Below are 18,681 nucleotides of genomic sequence, written 5' to 3' on the forward strand. Positions count from 1 at the left end.
TCATGCGGTTATACCTCAGGACATATCACCTCCCCTGCTGCATTTTGTTATGCATGCTCTTGTGTGTTTCGTGCAGGAATAAAACAGGCAGTGTTGAAACGGACACACTTTCCTGTTCCGGCAAACTGCCGGCGCGGTTTAGTGTTCCGGTTAAGGAAGCGGCGCAGCGCGCACCCGGTACAATATCGCATCATAATATGGTACGGATCGAAGGCGGAACTTTCGATATGGGATCATCAGATAAGGAAGGAAGGGATGACGAATATCCCGCGCATGCCGTAACCGTAACTGGTTTCTGGATGGATCGTACAGAAGTGACCAATGCGCAGTTCAAAGCCTTCGTTGATGCTACGGGTTATATCACCACTGCAGAAATCACGCCCGATTGGGAAACACTGAAAAAAGAACTGCCGCCGGGAACACCCAAACCACCGGATGAGCAACTGGTAGCAGCTTCGCTCGTTTTCACACCTACCGCAGGAGCTGTTCCCTTAAACGATCCTTCGCGCTGGTGGAACTGGAAAGCAGGGGCCAGCTGGCGCCATCCGCAGGGACCAGGCAGCAGTATTGAAGGAAAAGAACAATATCCAGTAGTACATGTTTCATGGTACGATGCCGCTGCTTATGCAAAATGGGCCGGGAAACGCCTGCCTACAGAAGCCGAATGGGAATATGCCGCAAGAGGTGGTTTGAAAAATGCTTCATTCCCCTGGGGCAATGAAGGCATTGATAAAGGAAAGAGTAAAGCCAATACCTGGCAGGGGAATTTTCCTTTCAGCAATACGGTTCGTGATGGTTATCGCGGACTTGCTCCCGTTACTTCTTTTCCTGCCAATGGTTACGGGCTTTCAGATATGGCCGGCAATGTATGGGAATGGTGCAGCGACTGGTATGATCATCATTATTACAGCCAGGGCAATAACCGCGTTCTCATCAATCCAAAGGGACCTGCACAAAGCAATGACCCCATGGAGCCTGGAGTGGCAAAAAAGACCGTACGCGGCGGCTCGTTCATGTGTCATGCATCTTACTGTAAAGGCTACCGTGTTGCATCGCGCATGAAATCCTCGCCTGATACAGGCCTTGAGAATACTGGCTTCCGCTGTGTATCGGATCAATAATTATTCTTCGCCCTGCAGCGATAAAAGATAGTGCTTCAGCTTTTCGATATTCTGCCGCTGACCTTCATCCGCCTTATGTGCTTTTACGATAGTTTCCCGCATTTCTGCAGAATCAAATAACATGGTCCAGTCGAGCTGAGTTTCTTCACCAAGAGGCGTAAACAATACCGTTGTAATAAAATGAGGATTGAAGTGTTCGAACACCATCTTCCTGAAGGGAACGATCTCTTTGTAAACACTCCTGTTGGGATAATTTGTTCCGTCGGGACCGTGCAGTGTCAGCAGCCATTCACCGCCTTCTGTCAGATCCATATGGTGTATGGTAGAAGTGAACCCGTCAGGTCCCCACCAGTTGATCAGATGTTCGGGGTTGGTCCACATTTCCCAGACGAGTTCATCGGGTGCATGAAGCCTGGCACTGATCTGAATTTCGCGGCTGGAGATATTTTCCATAATATGATATTGATTCTTTACGAAGGTTAATTAACAGTATGCACTCTTCCCGTGATGTATTAAACGATCAATATACAACTACATTAAATGTCAGGGCCAAAGTTAGAATATTGCAGCTACATCCAATATGCTTATTGATTACGCACTTAACTTCTTTAGTAATGTATCAGCTGAGATCATTGACAATGGAATTTTTGTTCCTTTGATGATAATCTGGTGCTTTTCTATTTTATCAATTTTAGACAAGGCAACAATAAACGATTTATGAACACGCAAAAATTGACCAACGGGCAATCTTTTTTGAAGTTCTGTTAATGTCATACGAGTTAGAATAGACCGCTCTCTCATAAATAAATTAGCATAATTATCTTCGCCTCGTATATAAAGCAACTCGTCTAATTTGACGGATACCCAATTAAATCCGTCCTTCACAAATAAGATTTCGTCTTTTGCGGGCCTTAGGTCACCGGCAAATTTCCTGGTTTCCGCCAATTGACATGCTTTCAGGAAACGGTCATAATTAATCGGTTTCAACAAATAGTCAGTTGCGGCTAATTCGAACCCTTTTATGGCATGCTCCGGATGTGCGGTCACAAAAACAATCTGGGCCATGTTTTTTACCATTTCTGCCAATTCCAATCCAGATAATCCGGGCATCGAGATATCCATGAAAACAAGATCCACAGTGTTCGATTTCATGTATTGAAAAGCATCAGCAGCACTTAAAAAAGTAGCTGCTAATTGAACGAACTGGATTTTTTCGCAGTGATTTTTAATAATATCAAGCGCTACTGGTTCATCATCAACAGCTATGGTTATTATCATTTCACAAATATTTCTTCGAGTTTTTTACGTAGGTCGCCCGGGGTTAATCCTTTTGCAATGATAACTCCATTGGGGTCAATTAAGAAATTCTCCGGAATGCCATGTATACCATATAATTTAGCGACACTATTATCCCAATGCCTGAGATCTGAGACTTGTGTCCACGATAAATTATCGTCCTGAATGGCTTTGATCCAGTCTGATTTACCATCGTCAAGCGAGACACCTAAAACCGCAAAGTTCTTTGTTTTAAAATCATTGAATACGCTCACGAGTGCCGGATTATCTTTCCGGCATGGGCCGCACCAAGACGCCCAGAAATCGAGCAATACATATTGGCCTCTGAATGACGAAAGCCTGATCGGGTTACCCGACTGGTCATTCTGAGTGAAATCCGGCGCAAGTTTACCGGGAACCACATTTTTCTGACCATTTAAAAACTGATTAAATGCTCTGCCATCAACGCTATTTCTAACAGTTGGTGAAAGGCGGTTAAACATGGGTTCTATAATCGCCAGATCCGGATATGCACCTGCAACGATTATAATATTTTTTAAAGAAATGTAACTGCCGGGGTTTGCATCAATGAATGCTTTGACGATTAGCTTTTTGGCTGACGCCAGGCTGTCGATTGATCTTAACCATCCGGCAACCATCAGCGAATCCTGTATAGACAACCTTCTTTTTTGCGCATCCTTACCCACATACCTGCCAACCCGGAGTAAGTTGCTGATTCGCATTTCTTCGTCTGTGACCGGTTTTAACATTAACTTAAACCGTTCATTATCTGAATTGATAACTGATCCCGAAAAGCCTGCGTTACGGATTAAACTGTCTGTTTTGATTCCAATCTTACCAGGATGAATGTAAAATTGCAGGGCATCCACAGCCGCGCCATTTTTCGCATTCTTCATTAATTGTTTAGACCCTGAATTTTTGTAATCTGTAAATAACGTGGCCTCTAAAGGCTTGTCAACTGTTCCTGATAGCACAAACAGCCCTTTCTTTGATTTGGCGGAGTCCAGCATTAACTTTCCTTCTGTTTGCCAGATTAAGAATACTGTGGTCTTTTCATCAGCAGCTTTAATATGAATATGAAGTGTGAATTTCTGGGCAAGGGCCATTAAGGGCAGCAGAAATAATGCTGTAAAGCATTTAAATTTATTCATGATGTTTTCTGTTGAGAATTTAATGCCAATTGTAAAATCGTTTCATGGTTATTGCCATCGTTCGCTTGTGTTAAATCATAATTATGAGGATAAAGCAATTTTAATCGTTCAATGGTGTTTTTAATCCCGGTGTTATTCCCTTTGATCTCAACCAATCCCTTTACTATCCTGTTTTTGATTACAGCGACAAGCTTATTGCCTGAAATTTCAATTCTTATTTGTATAAAACATGGTTCATCCATACTTATTCCGTACTTAAATGCATTCTCCACAAAAGGCAAAATGAGCAGTGGGGCGATCTGAGCGTCTGGTAAAACTGCCGGCGTTCTGATATCTATTCTGATATTATCTTTTTTGGGTAAACGAGCCTGCTGTAAGGCTAAATAGTTGTCCATAAATTGGAATTCATCTTTAATCGACACAAAATTTTCATGTAGTCCAATTATCGTATATCGCATCATACCAGAAAGTTTATCGATACCATCTGCAGTAGCCGGTGCCTTTTCATTAAGTGCCGTTCCGTATAGATAATTTAAGCTATTGAACAAAAAATGAGGATTGATTTGCGCCTTTAAAGCATCGAGTTCATTTTTAGACTGTTGAAGTTGTAAATCTTTTCGGTAACGAATCTGGTGCAGATAATTACGGATAATTGAATAGAGTAAAGCATAGACCGTGATGATTAAAAATTGGCCAAAGTCTATGTATATATCTTTATTGTTGTCATGTTGCATAATACTGAATGTTGCACATCCAACCATTCCGACGACAGCGCTTGAGAGGACAAACAGAAAAAAGTGACGTTTTTTAAAAAAATACTGGTGATTGATTTCGATATAAAAAAGACATATCATCAAAATCAGTGTATCTATATCATGAAAAGTATGATAGACGAAAAATTCCCAGGGAGTGCGTCCTGTGTATGGTGTGTTAATAATGTATTCGTAAATATGAAACAGGTTAACCAGAACCCAAATCATACCGAAGTGAGCTAGCCAGCCAAGCAGTATACGCTTAACCTTTCCTTTCATCTTTGAAGATTTATAGCTCAAAGAAAGTAAACACTTTAGCGAGTTTGCAATCTATGTGGTGAACCCCGGAAACGATGGGGTAACCATCAATACAGCCGTGGTCTGCCTATAACCTCTTGATCATCGTCTCAATAATGCAGCCATAGAAAAATCCCTGGGTATAGGTTAAACACGAGAAAAGTAAAGTGTGGATTAATTTTCCAGGCATAAAAAATCGGAAAGTTTATCTCTGGTAGTAACTGCCATGGCGCTCGCAGGGAACAAAAAAGCCCTGAACACATCGTGTTAAGGGCGTTCGCTAGTCGGGATGACTGGATTCGAACCAGCGGCCTCTTCGTCCCGAACGAAGCGCGCTACCGGGCTGCGCTACATCCCGTAAAAAAATAACCAGTCGGGCAACGCTAAAATAATCACTTTGATACTTATTATCTACCCTTCAAACAAATTATTTCTTCCTGTACAGAGAATCAGCTGATCTTTAAATTCATATTTTAAAGCCGATGAACCTGATACCAAGAATTGAACAGCTGACAGAAAAAAAACTGGCGGGACTGTCACTTCCCATGAGTCTTGCGGATAATAAAACGCCGCAGCTCTGGAAAAGTTTTATGCCACGCCGCAAGGAAATTCTGCATCCCGCCGGTACTGACCTTTTTTCCCTGCAGGTCTACGAACCGGATTATTTTTCAGCATTCCGCCCCGACAGGATTTTTATTAAATGGGCAGCTATGGAAGTAACAGACTGGGCAGACCTGCCTCAAAACATGGAAGCATTTACCTTGCCCGGCGGGCTCTATGCCGTTTTCGATTACAAAGGCATGGCCGGCAACCCGGCGGTGTTCAGTTATATTTTTGGCGAATGGCTGCCGGGATCAGGTTATATGCCCGACAACAGACCTCATTTTGAAGTACTCGGAGAACGGTACCGGAATAATGACCCCGAATCTGAAGAAGAGATCTGGATCCCGGTAAAACTGCTTTAGACAGCATTGTTTCACAGAAAGAAGGGCGCGGCGTTTATTATTTACCCGCATTTTAATACTTTCGTGGCAGATTAAACAAGCTATCTATATGACCATCGAACAATTTAAGACGCTTTCGCATGATGAAAAGTTGGAACAGATCAGGCACCACAGCAACCTGCTGGGCAGCTATGAGCGTCCTGATGCACAAGGTGGCAAAAAACAACCGGGTGATATTTACGAACTGTTCGATTTCTGGGTTTTCCTGAGCGATGATGAGCAGACAGTGATCCCTACCCGCAGGAACCCGATCAAGGAAGCATAAGATTCAGCATACATTTTTTTGCGAAAGCACCAATGCCCGGGAAGGTTTCTCCGGGCATTGATTCCATGGCAAGTTATGTTATTTATCAAAGGGAGAGCCAACCTTAACATACCGTGAAAAAAGCGGTAGAAGAACGGGGAAAACACGGGGGTGTTCATTTCATTTTTTTTCTGAATATTGTCAGATCATTCATTAACCCCTAATTAAATCCAAAACATGGCAAAGAAACCAGCCGCAGCTTCCAGGAAGCTATCCCCCCAGAAAAGTGCAGCAAAAAAAACAACTCCACACAGGAAAGAAGCAGGTAAAAAGAAAAAACAGGTAGGCGGACTCGGGTTCGTACACCGTTTAGATCCGGATGTAGCAGCGAGGGAAGTATACGACTTCCGTCAGACCTACGATCCTACCGGTTCTTATGGTGTGTGGTACACCCGTGAGCAAATCTATGATTATGTAAAACCAGGAGGTATTTACGACAAGCTTATTGCTGCCGAAGAAGAGATCCCTGATACCCAGGAATGGGTTGTAGGATTCTATTTCCGCACAACCATTGTTGAAAACGAAGAGAAACTGACCTTCCTGGTAGCGCCGCTGAAACGCTTCAAGAATTCAGACGAGATCATCGACCGTTTCTACAGCGACCACGTATTTAAATCCGTACAGCCAACCAAAGGAATGGTGGGCGGCGAATATACAGGTGGTGAAGACGACCTGTACGATTCAGGAAATATGTGGCCATAAACACCCTTGTTATTCTGATGAATTTTCCATTCAATGAGATAATAGAGATCATATGCCTGCTTTTTGCGTTCGTATGCCTTACGAACCAGAAAGCAGGCTTCTGGCAATGGTTCCGGTGGTTCCTGCTTTTTACGGTGCTGGTAGAGATATCCGGCGGCATATTGCGCAAGTCACTGCATTACGATAATCACTGGCTTTACAATCTCTACCTGCCGATAGAAACCATATTCAAAGGGCTTGTGCTATACCGGCTCTGCCGGAATTATTTCAACGTAAAAGTCTGGCTCATTGCGGCTTTTGCATCTTTTTCTGCCATTTACCTGTACGAAAGTTTTACCAGCGGCTTCCGTGAGTACAGTATGATCGCCAACAATATCACATCGGTAAGCTTTATTGTGATCAGCTGTTTATTCTTTTACTATTTCCTGCAAAAGGAAGAATATGTGAATATATACATGCACCCGCCCTTCTGGGTGGTGGCAGGATTATTCCTGTTCTATTTCGGGAGTACATCATGCAATATATTTTATACCTACCTTGCCGACATTAACGCCCGTCAGAATATACCGGTCCGTTATTTCATCTTTGTAGTGCTTAATTTTATATTTTATAGTTGCTGGAGTTACTCTTTTTTATGCAAGTATCGGCAAACAACATCATCGTCATTGTCATCCTGACCACCTGCATCTTCCTGATTGCAGCTATGTTCCTGTTGTCGTATGTGCGGCTTTACAATAAACGTAAAAGGAAATACCAGGAAGAAAAAGAGGAACTAGAAAAACAGCTTATGCAATCACAGATGGAAACCCGGGAGGAAACACTCAATCAGCTTGGAAAAGAGCTGCACGACAATGTGGGCCAGCTCCTCAACAGCACCAAGCTGCTGATCGGTGTGGTACAACGTACTATTCCCGATCCGCCAGAAACCCTGAAAATTGCAGACGAAACGCTCGGCAAAGCCATACAGGAATTACGCTCGCTTTCAAAATCGCTGAACAAGGAATGGCTCGAGCAGTTCAGTTTTGTAGATAATCTGCAGGCAGAAGTGGCAAGGATCAACGCCACCAAAAGTCTTGCGATTCTTTTCTCTCCGCCTGCATCCCTGCAGCTTAAACCGGACAAGCAGGTGATGCTTTTCCGCATTGTGCAGGAGGTCTTGCAGAATGCGATCAAACATGCCAACGCCAGCAGCATACATATCAAAATGCATGAAGAAGCAGGCCGGCTGCATGCATCCATCAGTGATGACGGTTCCGGTTTTGAAGCCCTTTCCTCCAAAAGCGGCGTAGGCATCCTTAATATAAAACACCGTACCCATCTGCTGGGCGGGATTGTAGACTGGCAGTCTTCACCCAATGGCACAGTTGTTACGCTGCAGATACCGGTTAATACCCCCGAAGCATGAAGATAACCATAGGACTAGTAGACGATCACCAATTATTTCTCAAATCACTCACCCTGATGCTTGAAAGCTTCAGGTCTTTTAATGTGGTGATAGAAGCGCTGAACGGGAAAGACCTGCAGGATAAAATGTTCCGCGACAAGATCATCCCCGATATCATGCTCATTGATGTGAATATGCCCGTCATGAACGGCCAGGAAACCACCCGCTGGCTGAGCAAACATTATCCTCAGATCAAACTGGTGGCTTTATCCATGAACGATTCGGATAAAGTGATCATCGATATGATCAAATCGGGTTGCTGCGCTTACCTGCTTAAAGAAACACATCCCGATGATCTCGAAAAAGCCCTGCACGAAATTGCCAGCACCGGTTTTTACAATGCCGACGCCAGCAATGTCAACTACAGGAAATTACTCGAGTCAGAAAAAAAGACCACACAGATCACGGAAAAAGAAAAACAGTTTCTCCAGCTCGCCTGCAGCGATATGACCTATAAAGAGATCGCCTCCATCATGAAGATCAGCGAGCGCACTGTTGACGGGTACCGCGAAATTCTTTTCGTAAAGCTGAATGTTCAAAGCAGGGTAGGTCTCGTAATGGAAGCCATCAAAAGACACATTGTAACAATATAGATATAAATAATCTTTAATTACAATCAATTAAGCGGCTTGCACTACAATATAAATGAAAAACATTTCCCATTTGTAGTAATTTAACTATAGCTTTTTTGACAATTCCCTATCTTTAAACGGCTCGGGCTGCATTTATTTTGCAGTATCACTTGAAAGAGTGATGAGTTTATATCCAATGATCCTTTGTAAAGATCTTCAGTTCAGCGTAGTATTAGCGTATTCGCTGGCGAACTCCAATCCATGAAAACCAGCAGCGAAAGCTGCAAAAACAACCTTTGTAGGAATAAATCCCACAAAGGTTTTTTTATGCCTTACTACAGGAAGGCCTGGATCAATATGCGGATACTCCAGGCAATCACCAGTATACCCACGCCGAGGAACATCGTTTTCAGCGGAAGCTTTCCCGCCAGTGCTGCCGCCAGCGGAGCTGCGATCATACCTCCGATGATCAGTCCTGCAATAACCGGCCAATGTGAAATACCCAGCATGGAAAAAAAAGTGGCTGCACTTGCCAGGGTTACAAAGAACTCTGTAATGCTTACCGAACCGATCACATAACGCGGTGTTTTTCCTTTGGCGATCAGTGTACTTGTTACCAATGGCCCCCAGCCACCACCACCGAAAGAATCCAGGAATCCGCCTGCCGCTGCCAGCCAACCAGCCCTTTTGACCTTGCGCGGCTGTTTTGTTCCTCTGAAACCGGTTCGTAAAATCCTGATGCCGAGCAGTAACGTATAACAGGCCAGTAATGGCCGGATATACATTGCATAGCGGTCGCCATATACAGACAGCAATACCGCCCCGGCAACAGCACCAAGCACACCCGGAATCAGCAAAGCCTTGAATAACTTCCTGTTTACATTCCCAAACCGGTAATGACTATAACCCGATGCCGCACTTGAAAACATTTCCGCGGTATGGATGCTTCCGCTGATGGCAGGCAGCTTTACCCCCAGCGACAAAAGCACCGTTGCCGATACCACACCATAACCCATACCAAGCATGCCATCTACCAGTTGGGCAAGAAAACCCGCCAGTATCATCCAGTAAAACGTACTATCAAGTGTACTGAAAAAAGCAGTGCCGTCTGCCAGCAACCGGTTGAAGGGGATGTAAGAAAGAATCAGGTGACCGATGAACATAAAAAAGAAAGCAAACAGGAAACGCGATGCAATTCGCTGCCATTTCTTTTCTGCCTGCAGGGATGTGCTATTGACGACAGTATTTGTAACAGTTGTTATTTTTTCTCCCGACGGGCTGGCGGTATAAAAATCGCAGAGAAAGGAATAGTAAGGCGTATACACCATCACACGTCTTGCCCTGGCATCGTTGCGTACCTGCTCGGTCAGTGCCTGGTCGCGCTCCGTGATGATGGCAAGATCCGCATCGAAAAGATCTCCGGGAGAATATGATTTTCTTATAAGAGAAACATTGGTATAATAAGACGCGAATACTTCCAGTTCCGGAATGATGCGCGGAGCGGTTATTTTGATACCGGCCGCAGGTGCTTCCGCCAGTATTGCCTGCAATTGTTCATACGCGGCAGTATCACCGCCGATCAATACAAGACGCAGATGATCGAGCCGGATAAAAACAGGAAGCAACCGGTTGCTTCCTGTTTCTGCGCGGTTATGTATTTCTTTTCCCGGAGCTACTGACATACGTTTGCTTTTACAGTGAAGGGACAGGTTTTCACAGCAATGAGACGACAGGTAACTCTTATTTATTTAAAGCGATCACTGGATGATACAGGCAGCAACCGTAAGATGACTGGTTTCATCCACCAGGATCGCGCCACCGTTATTACGTAATTTTCTATAGCTGTCTGCAGCAAGCGGCGATGCGGTTTTGATGGTCACACGCGCAATATCATTCAACCCGATACTGCCGGTTAATGCCTGCTGCTGCAATGAGCTTACATCCAGCTTGTACACAATTTCCTTCACCATGGCTTTTACTATTTTGCTGTTGAGCTGCAGTAAATACTTATTGCCGGGCAGCAGTGGTTTATGATCCATCCAGCAAAGGAGCACGTCCAATTCGTTGGTAACAACAGGACCGGAACCGGTTTTAACGATCATATCACCGCGGCTGATATCGATATCATCGGCCAGGTGCAGCACCGCACTTTGTGGCGCAAATGCTTCTTCCACTTCCTTATTGGACACTTCTATTGCACTGATGGTACTCTGAAACCCGGATGGCAGCACGGTAACAGCATCTCCTTTTTTATAAATTCCGCTATTGATCTTACCGGCGTAGCCCCTGTAATCATGCAGGTCTTCTGTCTGCGGACGGATCACATACTGCACGGGGAAACGCGCGTCATGGAGATTGATATCTTTTTCCACCTGTACTTCTTCCAGCAGCTGCAGCAAGGGTTTGCCTTTATACCAGTTCAGTTCCGGTGCTTTCTCTACAATATTGGCGCCGGTAAGTGCGCTGATGGGGATATAGGCAACATCTTTCAATCCAAGCCTGGCCGCTATTTCAGCATAAGCGATCACAATATTATTATAAACGTCTTCCGCATAATCAACCAGGTCCATTTTGTTGATGGCGATGACGATATGCGGAATGTTGAGCATTGCAGCGATGATCGAATGCCTGCGGGTCTGTTCCATCACGCCGGTCCTGGCATCTACCAGCAAAATAGCCAGGTCTGCATTGGAGGCGCCGGTTACCATGTTACGCGTATACTGAACATGCCCGGGGGCATCTGCAATAATGAACTTGCGCCTTGGCGTTGAAAAATATTTATAGGCTACGTCGATCGTGATACCCTGCTCACGTTCGGCACGCAGGCCGTCTGTAAGCAGCGCCAGGTCAAGTTCACCGCCGGAACGGGTTTTACTTTGTTTTTCGATGGCTTCGAGCTGATCGGCCATGATCGATTTACTGTCATACAGCAACCTGCCGATCAGGGTACTTTTACCATCATCCACACTTCCCGCTGTTATAAATCTTAATAAGTCCATTGCTTTACTTTAAATTTCTGATCAGAAATAACCGTTCTTTTTCCGGTCTTCCATTGCTGCCTCGCTGGTGCGGTCGTCTATTCTTGTTTCTCCGCGCTCACTGGTTCTTGTTGCGGTGATTTCCCTGATGATATCATCGATGGTAACAGCATTGGATTCAACTGCAGCGGTACAGGTCATGTCGCCAACGGTACGATAACGTACTTTTTTAACCGAAACCTTGTCCTCTTCATCCAGGTTAATGAATGCTGAAGTTGCGATCAGCTGGCCGCCATATTCCAGCACTTCCCGTTCGTGTGCAAAATAGATGGAAGGCAATGCAATATTTTCTCGTCTGATATAATTCCATACATCCAGTTCCGTCCAGTTGCTGATCGGGAATACACGTACATTTTCTCCTTTACTGATCCTTCCGTTATAGGTATTCCATAATTCAGGGCGCTGGAGTTTGGGATCCCACTGACCAAATTCATCACGCACTGAAAAGATCCGCTCTTTGGCCCGGGCTTTCTCTTCATCGCGCCTTGCTCCGCCGATGCAGGCATCGAAACCGAATTCTTCAATAGTATCAAGTAAGGTATAGGTCTGCAATGCATTCCTGCTGGCCAGTTTACCCTTGGGTTCCGTCAGCTGCCGCACACGAATGGTATCTTCTACTTTTCTAACGATCAGTCTTTCGCCGATCTCCGTCACCAGCTGGTCTCTGAACGAAAGCGCTTCATCGAAATTATGACCGGTATCGATGTGTACCAGCGGAAAGGGCAGTTTGCCGGGCCGGAATGCTTTCAGCGCCAGGTGCACCAGCGTAATGGAATCCTTACCGCCACTGAACAGCAGGGCCGGTTTTTCGAACTGGCCGGCCACTTCGCGGAAGATATGGATCGCTTCCGACTCGAGCTGATCGAGATAATCTAATGTATACTGACTCATATTCAATTTGCTTTGTGAGTATGCAGGCCACACTCCTTTTTACTGTTATCTTCCCACCACCATCTGCCGGCACGGAAATCTTCGCCTGGTTGTATTGCCCTTGTGCAGGGCGCGCAGCCGATGCTTACAAAACCCTTATCGTGGAGCGGATTATAAGGTATTGCCGCACTGTGAATATAAGTACTTACTTCCTCGTTTGTCCAGTGCAGCAAGGGCTGGTATTTGATCAGCTGGTTAGTTTCATCCCATTCCAGCAGCTGCATGTGATTCCTGCCGGGAGAATGTGCGGCCCGTAAACCGGTGATCCATATTTTCTTACCCGTCAGGGCCCTTTTCAGCGGAATTACTTTACGGATGCGGCAACATTCCGAACGCAGTTCCGGCGACCGGTAAAAGGCATCAGGGCCATTGGTACCGATAAATGTTTCGAGCAGGGTTGTATCCGGGTAATACGGTACAATCGGCATGTTGTACCGCTCAGAAGTACGGGTCCAGGTGCTATAGGTTTCCGGGAACATTCTCCCGGTATCCAGTGTAAAGCAGGAAACACCTGCGCCGCTGCAGCTGATCAGGTCAGTAATTACCTGGTCTTCCATGCTGAAACTCGTGGAAAATGTAACTTCTCCCGGAAACCGGGCCGCTAAAAAAACAATGGCCTCCGTTTCACTTTTGCCTTCCAGCTGCTGTAATAAAGCTGCCGCTGCATCACTGTTTATCTGTACCATAGTTTATCTGTCAATCTGGAATGTACAAAAGTTTAAGATCGCCTTCAACAATCTATTCTTCCGAAGATAGGTTTTGTTTTTTATTTTTCTACAATTTTAGTAGACTTTTAGGGCCCGCAATTCTAATCCGCTTTCTCCTGGAAAATGCGATCAGATTTTAGTGCGTCTGACTGTGATTAAGCGTTTGCGCCTGTTCTTTTAAGCGCCAGCTGGAACCTGGTATTCAGGCTCACGGTGAAGTTGTTTTCGGCGAGCAGGGTCTTAATGGCAGCGTCTTCGAGCATCAGTGTTGCGAGGTCTGATGCGAGCACGGAACTACTGATAAGGTTGGCTACCTTCCCGTTCACCAGTTCTATTTCGAACTTATATCCGGCCTTGCGGCTCATTCCAACACGTTCAAAATCGATCTTGTTCAGATCTAATGATTGGTCTCCGTTTTGTGTACGTTTCATCAGGATCCTGATGATAGGTATGTATTTACTCCAGATCTGGGTGTACATGGGCTCGTTCTTTTTGGGCGTTGGTTTACAATGCAAAGTTGCATTATTCCCGGCCGAATAACGAATTTGAGAGCAGGTTTCTGTGGTAATTGCGTTTTTTCTACCCTTATCTTCGCCTTCTTATGACAGGTATAGACAGCGTACAACTGGAACGGGTGATCGTTCACAAAGTGGGAAACCCCACGCGGGGCGAGGAATTGAAGCTTTCCGAGAACCCTTTATCCCTCAATGATCCCATTGTAAGAAACCTCCTTGCCCGCTATTTCCTGGCACCCGTAAACGAAAATGAACAATACCAGTTTACCCATATCAGCGATCTGGACCTGAACGAAGTATATCATTATGTAAAAGGGATCTTCGACGAACCCAAACAATTTGCCCTCCAGAGCGCCATGCTGGCCCAGTTCCTGTACAACAAAAGCACCCATGTAAGGGTAAAGGAAGGGGAATTATACGTAGCGCATTTCAGCAATGTGCCTTTCGGAACGGAATATGTGGAGGCTGTGGGGCTTTTCAAAAGCGAAACCAAAGAGACTTTCCTGAAAGTTTTCCCGCACGGCCAGAGCTTTGAAGTTGGTGCAGAGGACGGGATCGATATCAATAAACTCGACAAAGGTTGTCTCATTTTCAAAAAAGAGCGTGAAAACGGCTATGTGGTTTGCGTGGTAGACCAGACCAATAAACAGAATGATGCCCAATACTGGGTTACCGATTTTCTCCAGGTTGCCCGCAGCGCCAACAGTTATCACCACACAAATGCCGCTTTAGGCATGTGCAAACTGTTTATCAGCAATGAAATGGCAGAGAAATTTGAAGTGAATAAAAGTGACCAGATAGACCTGCTGAACCGCAGCATGGATTATTTTAAAACCCATGATGCTTTCAAAATGGATGAATTCGCAACCGAAGTACTGCACCATCCTGAAATGATTGAAACGTTCACGCAGTACAAGCATACTTACGAGCAGGCCAAACAGGTTAGTATCGATGAGGAATTCGATATCCATCTGTCCGCCGTTAAAAAGCAGGAACGGTTCTTTAAAAGCATCCTCAAACTGGATAAGAATTTCCATGTTTATATCCATGGCCGCAAAGACCTGGTAGAAAAAGGTTACGACGAAATGCGCAATATGCATTACTACAAACTTTATTTCGAAGAAGAAAGCTGATCCAGTTCTTTCCTGTAGTCGTATTGAAGGTCTTCGTGCAATTGCTCGAGAGCTGCTCCCGCTTTTTTCAATTGCTGTGCGTAGATCTTTGCAATCGGGTCTGACTGGCGGAACAATGCGGAAAGACGTGATGTTTTGGTTTCCAGTATGCCTCTATCCTCCATCTGGCGGCAGAAATGCAGCAGTAATACGGTTTCCACCAGTTTTGATCCGCTGTACCGGACATATTTATTTACAATCCGCAGGATTTTCCGCAGACTTTTCTTGGTGAGATAGGCGCTGGATTTGGGAAGCCCGGTAAACTCTTCGTCTGTCAGCGCTTTTATGCTTTCTATGTAGCCGTGTTCATCGTGGGCTTCAAACAACAGGTAGGTGAGCAGTTCCTTGTTCTCTTTTTTAAACTTCGCCAGCCGGAGACACAATGCCCTTACTGCCGCAGCGTCCTGGTGCTGCAGTTCCTGTTTCAGTTCCTGGATACTTGCGGTTCTCAATGTCTGGCTCCTTATTCTGAATAAAATTCTTCCAGTGATGCAAAATAGGTCTGGTCCCAGCCTTCGGTAATATCATCATATTCACTGTCGGGAATATTGGTATGCCTGAGCTCTACCGAAGTACCCTGTTTATGCGGATGCAGTTTGATCGTTACTATGGACGGTTCTTCCTGGTCGCCGAAATTCCACTGCTGCACGATCTTTTTATCTGTTTCAAATTCCAGGTTCACGCCGGTTATACTGTCTTCCCACAATGAAAATTCAGAACCCGGCTCTGTACTCATAACGGCAGGCTCACCCGTCCACAGGCGGATGGTTTCAGGTATGGTAAGCGCACGGTAGATTTCCTGTGGTTCTGCGGGGATGATATAATATTTCTTGAAGTCTTTCACGCTGCAATTTTATAGGTAAAGATAACAACGATTTGGTAAGAGCTTCCGTTTCACCGACATTTACGTCACTATGCCCCATGACCCGATGAACGGCCCGGATCCTCAGATTTTACAGGAGCTTGTACAGGCGAAAATGCCTTTCGGCAAGTACAAGGATGTTCCGTTGTGCAGGCTGCCGGTCCATTACCTCGAGTGGTACTATATGAAAGGTTTCCCCAAAGGCAGGCTGGGCATGCTGCTGGAAACATTATACGTGATCCGTCTCAACGGACTGGAATACCTGCTGAAGCCTTTGCTGAAATAATTGTGTCGGCTGGTTTTGTATGGCATGCATTATTCTATACATTTAAACTTCGCTTATCCATACGATTATGAAACAACTGCTGCTGTTCTTACTTGTTCCTGCTGCCTGCTTTTCACAACGTTTTTCTGCGCAGGAGATCTCACGCTGGGAATCACGTGCTAAAAATGTAAACATTATCAGGGATACCTGGGGCATTCCGCATATTTATGGTAAAAAGGATGCCGATGCCGTATTCGGACTCCTCTACGCACAGTGCGAAGAAAATTTTGAGCGTGTGGAAAGGAATTATCTGGAAGTACTTGGCCGCCAGGCAGAGGCAGACGGAGAAAGCCGCATATTCGGAGATCTTCAGATGCGGTTAATAGAAGACAGTGCAGACGCCATCAAAGATTACCATGCCGCAGCACCCTGGTTCAGGGAACTGCTGGATGCTTTTGCAGACGGCATTAATTACTATCTCTATAAACATCCGCAGGTGAAGCCCGCCGTGCTGCAGCGTTTTGAACCCTGGTTTCACCTCATGTTCACCGACGGCAGTGTTTCCGCTACTCGAACCGGTGGCGTAAGCCTTGAAGAGGTAAGGGATTTTTATGGCAGGAATCAGAAAGGCGGCGTTACCACCATGGCGCAACCGCAGCAGCCGAAAGATGTGGAGTTACGCGGATCAAACGGTTTTGCGATCGCACCATCACGAACTGCATCTAAAAATGCGATCCTCTATATCAACCCGCATGTGCCTTTTTATTTCAGGAGCGAAATACATATGGTAAGTGAAGAAGGGTTGAATGCATACGGAGCCGTTACCTGGGGACAAATGTTCGTTTACCAGGGATTCAATGAACATTGCGGCTGGATGCATACGACCAGCTATGCAGACGTGGCAGATCTTTACGAAGAAAAAGTTTCGGGCGAAGGCAGTAACCGGGTGTATGAATATGAAAAAGAGAAACGCCCCGTTACCAGTAAGGAAATTGTGATCCATTACAAAAAAGATGGAAAACAGCTGTCCATTCCATTCAAAGGATATTATACGCATCACGGACCGGTAATGGCAAACCGTAACGGAAAATGGTTAAGCCTGCGCGAAAATAACCGTTCGCTCAATGCGCTTGTACAATCCTGGATCAGCACTAAAGCCAATGGCCTGGATGAGTTTAAAAAAGCCATGGAACTCCGGTCAAACACCACCAACAATACCGTGTACGCCGACGACAAAGGCAATATTGCCTACTGGCACGGAGATTTTGTTCCGAAAAGAGATCCTGCACTTGACTGGACATTGCCTGTAGACGGCAGCATTGCTGCAACCGAATGGCAGGGTGTGCATGCGCTGGATGAAATTGTACATCTCTATAATCCGGCGAGCGGCTGGATCCAGAACTGCAATTCAACACCGTTCACCGCAGCAGGAGCAAGCAGTCCGGATAAAAACAAATACCCGGTTTATATGGCGCCCGATGGGCAGAATGCACGCGGGTTGAATGCAGCCCGGCTGCTGGAAAATGCGACACAGCTCAATCTTGACAGGATCATCGCAATCGGTTATAACCGTTACATGGCAGCGTTCGACATCTTATTACCACCATTACTGAAAGCATACGATGCCGCTTCCGGAGAACAGAAAAGTAAACTTACCGAAGCAATAGAGATCCTACGCAGCTGGAACCGTACAGCAGACACAAATTCCATTGCCACAACCGTTGCGGTAGACTGGGCAACCCGTCTCAGCCTGTTAATGCCCAGGGCAAAAACACAGGAGGAAGGAAGTAATGCTGTCGGACGTTTCAATGATCTTGTTGCCAATACTACCGATGCACAAAAACTGGATGCACTTACAGTAGCGTTGCAGGACCTTGAAAAAAAATACGGCAGCTGGAAACAGCCCTGGGGAGCGATCAACCGTTACCAGCGTACTGCAAATGATAAATTCGACGACGCACAACCCAGTATTGCCGTGGCACTTGCTTCTTCACGCTGGGGCACACTGCCGGCATTTGAAAGCCGTTCGGGCAGCGATACCAGAAAGAGATACGGCACATCCGGCAACAGTTTTATTGCTGCTGTGGAATTCGGTAAAAAGCTGAAGGCAAAAACGATCGTTACAGGCGGACAGAGCAGGGATCCATTATCACCGCATTTTACAGACCAGGCCAATGGTTTTATCAACGGGCAGTTCAAAGAGATCTTCTTTTATAAGGAAGATGTTTTGAAAAATATGGAAAGGCAATATCGCCCCGGGCAGTAAACGTTCAGAGTATAGTGTTCAGGAGGTATGAGGGGTACTTTTTATCGGCAACAGCTATGTTATTACGGAACACGAACCTCATTAGCCTGCCGTTGTTGGCCGCCTGACCACAGGTGGTCGGAAGAAATTTCGATTCTCCAAGCCGGTTCAAGTTCATTGCTTCCGGTAGTTCAGGCCGCTGACCTCGTCTTTGTTCTCTCGCTGATGTCTCCCGAAGGGGATTCAGCGCAACACGCACTTGCTATTTTTAAAGCTGCTAATTAATTCCAGTTTCCAGGCGGGC

General features: G+C 45.6%; 21 protein-coding genes and 1 tRNA gene. 10 read left to right on the forward strand and 12 right to left on the reverse strand.

Annotated features, from left to right (window positions below):
* The first annotated feature begins 53 nt into the window (after window positions 1–53).
* A complete protein-coding gene (locus B5D42_RS06955; protein WP_139367029.1) occupies window positions 54–1,121 on the forward strand; it encodes a formylglycine-generating enzyme family protein in 1,068 nt (355 codons plus the stop codon).
* Here B5D42_RS06955 and B5D42_RS06960 read toward each other — a convergent pair whose 3' ends face one another.
* The 5 genes from B5D42_RS06960 to B5D42_RS06980 form a co-directional block, all read right to left on the reverse strand.
* Window positions 1,122–1,574, reverse strand: a complete 453-nt coding sequence (locus B5D42_RS06960; protein WP_078830739.1) for an SRPBCC domain-containing protein — start codon at window positions 1,572–1,574, stop codon at window positions 1,122–1,124.
* 138 nt (window positions 1,575–1,712) lie between these two features.
* Window positions 1,713–2,399, reverse strand: a complete 687-nt coding sequence (locus B5D42_RS06965) for a LytR/AlgR family response regulator transcription factor (RefSeq protein ID WP_078830740.1) — start codon at window positions 2,397–2,399, stop codon at window positions 1,713–1,715.
* A complete protein-coding gene (locus tag B5D42_RS06970; protein ID WP_078830741.1) occupies window positions 2,396–3,568 on the reverse strand; it encodes a TlpA disulfide reductase family protein in 1,173 nt (390 codons plus the stop codon). Before B5D42_RS06970 ends, B5D42_RS06965 begins: the two co-directional genes overlap by 4 nt.
* Entirely contained in the window at window positions 3,565–4,599 is a 1,035-nt protein-coding gene (locus tag B5D42_RS06975; protein WP_078830742.1) for a sensor histidine kinase, read from the reverse strand. Before B5D42_RS06975 ends, B5D42_RS06970 begins: the two co-directional genes overlap by 4 nt.
* Before the next feature lie 302 nt (window positions 4,600–4,901).
* Window positions 4,902–4,975, reverse strand: a tRNA-Pro gene (locus B5D42_RS06980).
* Window positions 4,976–5,099: 124 nt separating this feature from the next.
* On the opposite strand from B5D42_RS06980, the gene B5D42_RS06985 reads away from it, so the two are divergent.
* From B5D42_RS06985 to B5D42_RS07010, 6 genes are all read left to right on the forward strand, one after another.
* Window positions 5,100–5,582 carry a GyrI-like domain-containing protein gene (locus B5D42_RS06985; RefSeq protein WP_078830743.1) on the forward strand — a complete coding sequence of 161 codons (483 nt, stop codon included), beginning with the start codon at window positions 5,100–5,102 and terminating at the stop codon, window positions 5,580–5,582.
* An 88-nt stretch (window positions 5,583–5,670) separates the two neighbouring features.
* Window positions 5,671–5,886, forward strand: a complete 216-nt coding sequence (locus tag B5D42_RS06990) for a hypothetical protein (RefSeq protein WP_078830744.1) — start codon at window positions 5,671–5,673, stop codon at window positions 5,884–5,886.
* A gap of 216 nt (window positions 5,887–6,102) precedes the next feature.
* Window positions 6,103–6,627, forward strand: coding sequence for a hypothetical protein (locus B5D42_RS06995; protein WP_078830745.1), 525 nt, complete (start codon window positions 6,103–6,105; stop codon window positions 6,625–6,627).
* Between the two features lie 17 nt (window positions 6,628–6,644).
* Entirely contained in the window at window positions 6,645–7,304 is a 660-nt protein-coding gene (locus B5D42_RS07000) for a hypothetical protein (RefSeq protein ID WP_078830746.1), read from the forward strand.
* Window positions 7,262–8,032: a sensor histidine kinase gene (locus B5D42_RS07005; protein ID WP_078830747.1), complete on the forward strand. Its 771-nt coding sequence runs from the start codon at window positions 7,262–7,264 to the stop codon at window positions 8,030–8,032. Before B5D42_RS07000 ends, B5D42_RS07005 begins: the two co-directional genes overlap by 43 nt.
* A complete protein-coding gene (locus B5D42_RS07010; RefSeq protein WP_078830748.1) occupies window positions 8,029–8,664 on the forward strand; it encodes a response regulator transcription factor in 636 nt (211 codons plus the stop codon). The genes B5D42_RS07005 and B5D42_RS07010 overlap by 4 nt, the downstream gene beginning before the upstream one ends.
* A gap of 314 nt (window positions 8,665–8,978) precedes the next feature.
* Here B5D42_RS07010 and B5D42_RS07015 read toward each other — a convergent pair whose 3' ends face one another.
* The 5 genes from B5D42_RS07015 to B5D42_RS07035 form a co-directional block, all read right to left on the reverse strand.
* On the reverse strand, window positions 8,979–10,325 hold the full coding sequence (locus B5D42_RS07015; RefSeq protein ID WP_139367030.1) for a TSUP family transporter: 1,347 nt from the start codon (window positions 10,323–10,325) through the stop codon (window positions 8,979–8,981).
* Between the two features lie 75 nt (window positions 10,326–10,400).
* Window positions 10,401–11,642 (reverse strand): sulfate adenylyltransferase subunit 1, encoded by a 1,242-nt coding sequence (locus B5D42_RS07020; protein WP_078830749.1) that lies wholly within the window; start codon window positions 11,640–11,642, stop codon window positions 10,401–10,403.
* A gap of 21 nt (window positions 11,643–11,663) precedes the next feature.
* Window positions 11,664–12,572 carry a sulfate adenylyltransferase subunit CysD gene (gene cysD, locus B5D42_RS07025; RefSeq protein WP_078830750.1) on the reverse strand — a complete coding sequence of 303 codons (909 nt, stop codon included), beginning with the start codon at window positions 12,570–12,572 and terminating at the stop codon, window positions 11,664–11,666.
* A gap of 2 nt (window positions 12,573–12,574) precedes the next feature.
* Window positions 12,575–13,297, reverse strand: coding sequence for a phosphoadenylyl-sulfate reductase (locus tag B5D42_RS07030; protein WP_078830751.1), 723 nt, complete (start codon window positions 13,295–13,297; stop codon window positions 12,575–12,577).
* Window positions 13,298–13,473: 176 nt separating this feature from the next.
* Window positions 13,474–13,797, reverse strand: a complete 324-nt coding sequence (locus tag B5D42_RS07035) for a hypothetical protein (protein WP_078830752.1) — start codon at window positions 13,795–13,797, stop codon at window positions 13,474–13,476.
* A 122-nt stretch (window positions 13,798–13,919) separates the two neighbouring features.
* Here B5D42_RS07035 and B5D42_RS07040 point away from each other — a divergent pair, with 122 nt between their 5' ends.
* Window positions 13,920–14,966, forward strand: a complete 1,047-nt coding sequence (locus B5D42_RS07040; protein ID WP_078830753.1) for a nucleoid-associated protein — start codon at window positions 13,920–13,922, stop codon at window positions 14,964–14,966.
* On the opposite strand, the gene B5D42_RS07045 is transcribed toward B5D42_RS07040, so the two are convergent.
* The gene (locus B5D42_RS07045) at window positions 14,945–15,457 is read right to left on the reverse strand and encodes a hypothetical protein (protein ID WP_078830754.1); all 513 of its coding nucleotides are present in this window, start codon (window positions 15,455–15,457) and stop codon (window positions 14,945–14,947) included. The genes B5D42_RS07040 and B5D42_RS07045 overlap by 22 nt on opposite strands.
* An 11-nt stretch (window positions 15,458–15,468) precedes the next feature.
* Window positions 15,469–15,849: an SRPBCC domain-containing protein gene (locus tag B5D42_RS07050; protein WP_078830755.1), complete on the reverse strand. Its 381-nt coding sequence runs from the start codon at window positions 15,847–15,849 to the stop codon at window positions 15,469–15,471.
* 70 nt (window positions 15,850–15,919) lie between these two features.
* Here B5D42_RS07050 and B5D42_RS07055 point away from each other — a divergent pair, with 70 nt between their 5' ends.
* Both B5D42_RS07055 and B5D42_RS07060 read left to right on the forward strand, forming a co-directional pair.
* Complete coding sequence (locus B5D42_RS07055; protein WP_245825598.1) at window positions 15,920–16,153, forward strand: DUF3820 family protein; 234 nt, start codon at window positions 15,920–15,922, stop codon at window positions 16,151–16,153.
* Between the two features lie 67 nt (window positions 16,154–16,220).
* Entirely contained in the window at window positions 16,221–18,398 is a 2,178-nt protein-coding gene (locus B5D42_RS07060; protein WP_078830756.1) for a penicillin acylase family protein, read from the forward strand.
* Window positions 18,399–18,681: the final 283 nt, after the last annotated feature.

It is taken from the genome of Sediminibacterium ginsengisoli, assembly GCF_900167075.1.
Taxonomy (GTDB): Bacteria; Bacteroidota; Bacteroidia; order Chitinophagales; family Chitinophagaceae; genus Sediminibacterium; species Sediminibacterium ginsengisoli.

Excerpts from the sequence above, each read along its gene's own strand:
- B5D42_RS06995 (WP_078830745.1), top strand. The coding sequence starts at position 6,103 with ATGGCAAAGAAACCAGCCGCAGCTTCCAGGAAGCTATCCCCCCAGAAA.
- B5D42_RS06975 (WP_078830742.1), bottom strand. The coding sequence starts at position 4,599 with ATGAAAGGAAAGGTTAAGCGTATACTGCTTGGCTGGCTAGCTCACTTC.
- B5D42_RS07040 (WP_078830753.1), top strand. The coding sequence starts at position 13,920 with ATGACAGGTATAGACAGCGTACAACTGGAACGGGTGATCGTTCACAAA.
- B5D42_RS07005 (WP_078830747.1), top strand. The coding sequence starts at position 7,262 with ATGCAAGTATCGGCAAACAACATCATCGTCATTGTCATCCTGACCACC.
- B5D42_RS06955 (WP_139367029.1), top strand. The coding sequence starts at position 54 with ATGCTCTTGTGTGTTTCGTGCAGGAATAAAACAGGCAGTGTTGAAACG.
- B5D42_RS07010 (WP_078830748.1), top strand. The coding sequence starts at position 8,029 with ATGAAGATAACCATAGGACTAGTAGACGATCACCAATTATTTCTCAAA.
- B5D42_RS06960 (WP_078830739.1), bottom strand. The coding sequence starts at position 1,574 with ATGGAAAATATCTCCAGCCGCGAAATTCAGATCAGTGCCAGGCTTCAT.
- B5D42_RS07035 (WP_078830752.1), bottom strand. The coding sequence starts at position 13,797 with ATGTACACCCAGATCTGGAGTAAATACATACCTATCATCAGGATCCTG.
- B5D42_RS06965 (WP_078830740.1), bottom strand. The coding sequence starts at position 2,399 with ATGATAATAACCATAGCTGTTGATGATGAACCAGTAGCGCTTGATATT.
- B5D42_RS07015 (WP_139367030.1), bottom strand. The coding sequence starts at position 10,325 with ATGTCAGTAGCTCCGGGAAAAGAAATACATAACCGCGCAGAAACAGGA.
- B5D42_RS06970 (WP_078830741.1), bottom strand. The coding sequence starts at position 3,568 with ATGAATAAATTTAAATGCTTTACAGCATTATTTCTGCTGCCCTTAATG.
- B5D42_RS07020 (WP_078830749.1), bottom strand. The coding sequence starts at position 11,642 with ATGGACTTATTAAGATTTATAACAGCGGGAAGTGTGGATGATGGTAAA.
- B5D42_RS06990 (WP_078830744.1), top strand. The coding sequence starts at position 5,671 with ATGACCATCGAACAATTTAAGACGCTTTCGCATGATGAAAAGTTGGAA.
- B5D42_RS07060 (WP_078830756.1), top strand. The coding sequence starts at position 16,221 with ATGAAACAACTGCTGCTGTTCTTACTTGTTCCTGCTGCCTGCTTTTCA.
- B5D42_RS07055 (WP_245825598.1), top strand. The coding sequence starts at position 15,920 with ATGCCCCATGACCCGATGAACGGCCCGGATCCTCAGATTTTACAGGAG.
- B5D42_RS07030 (WP_078830751.1), bottom strand. The coding sequence starts at position 13,297 with ATGGTACAGATAAACAGTGATGCAGCGGCAGCTTTATTACAGCAGCTG.
- B5D42_RS07000 (WP_078830746.1), top strand. The coding sequence starts at position 6,645 with ATGAATTTTCCATTCAATGAGATAATAGAGATCATATGCCTGCTTTTT.
- cysD (WP_078830750.1), bottom strand. The coding sequence starts at position 12,572 with ATGAGTCAGTATACATTAGATTATCTCGATCAGCTCGAGTCGGAAGCG.
- B5D42_RS06985 (WP_078830743.1), top strand. The coding sequence starts at position 5,100 with ATGAACCTGATACCAAGAATTGAACAGCTGACAGAAAAAAAACTGGCG.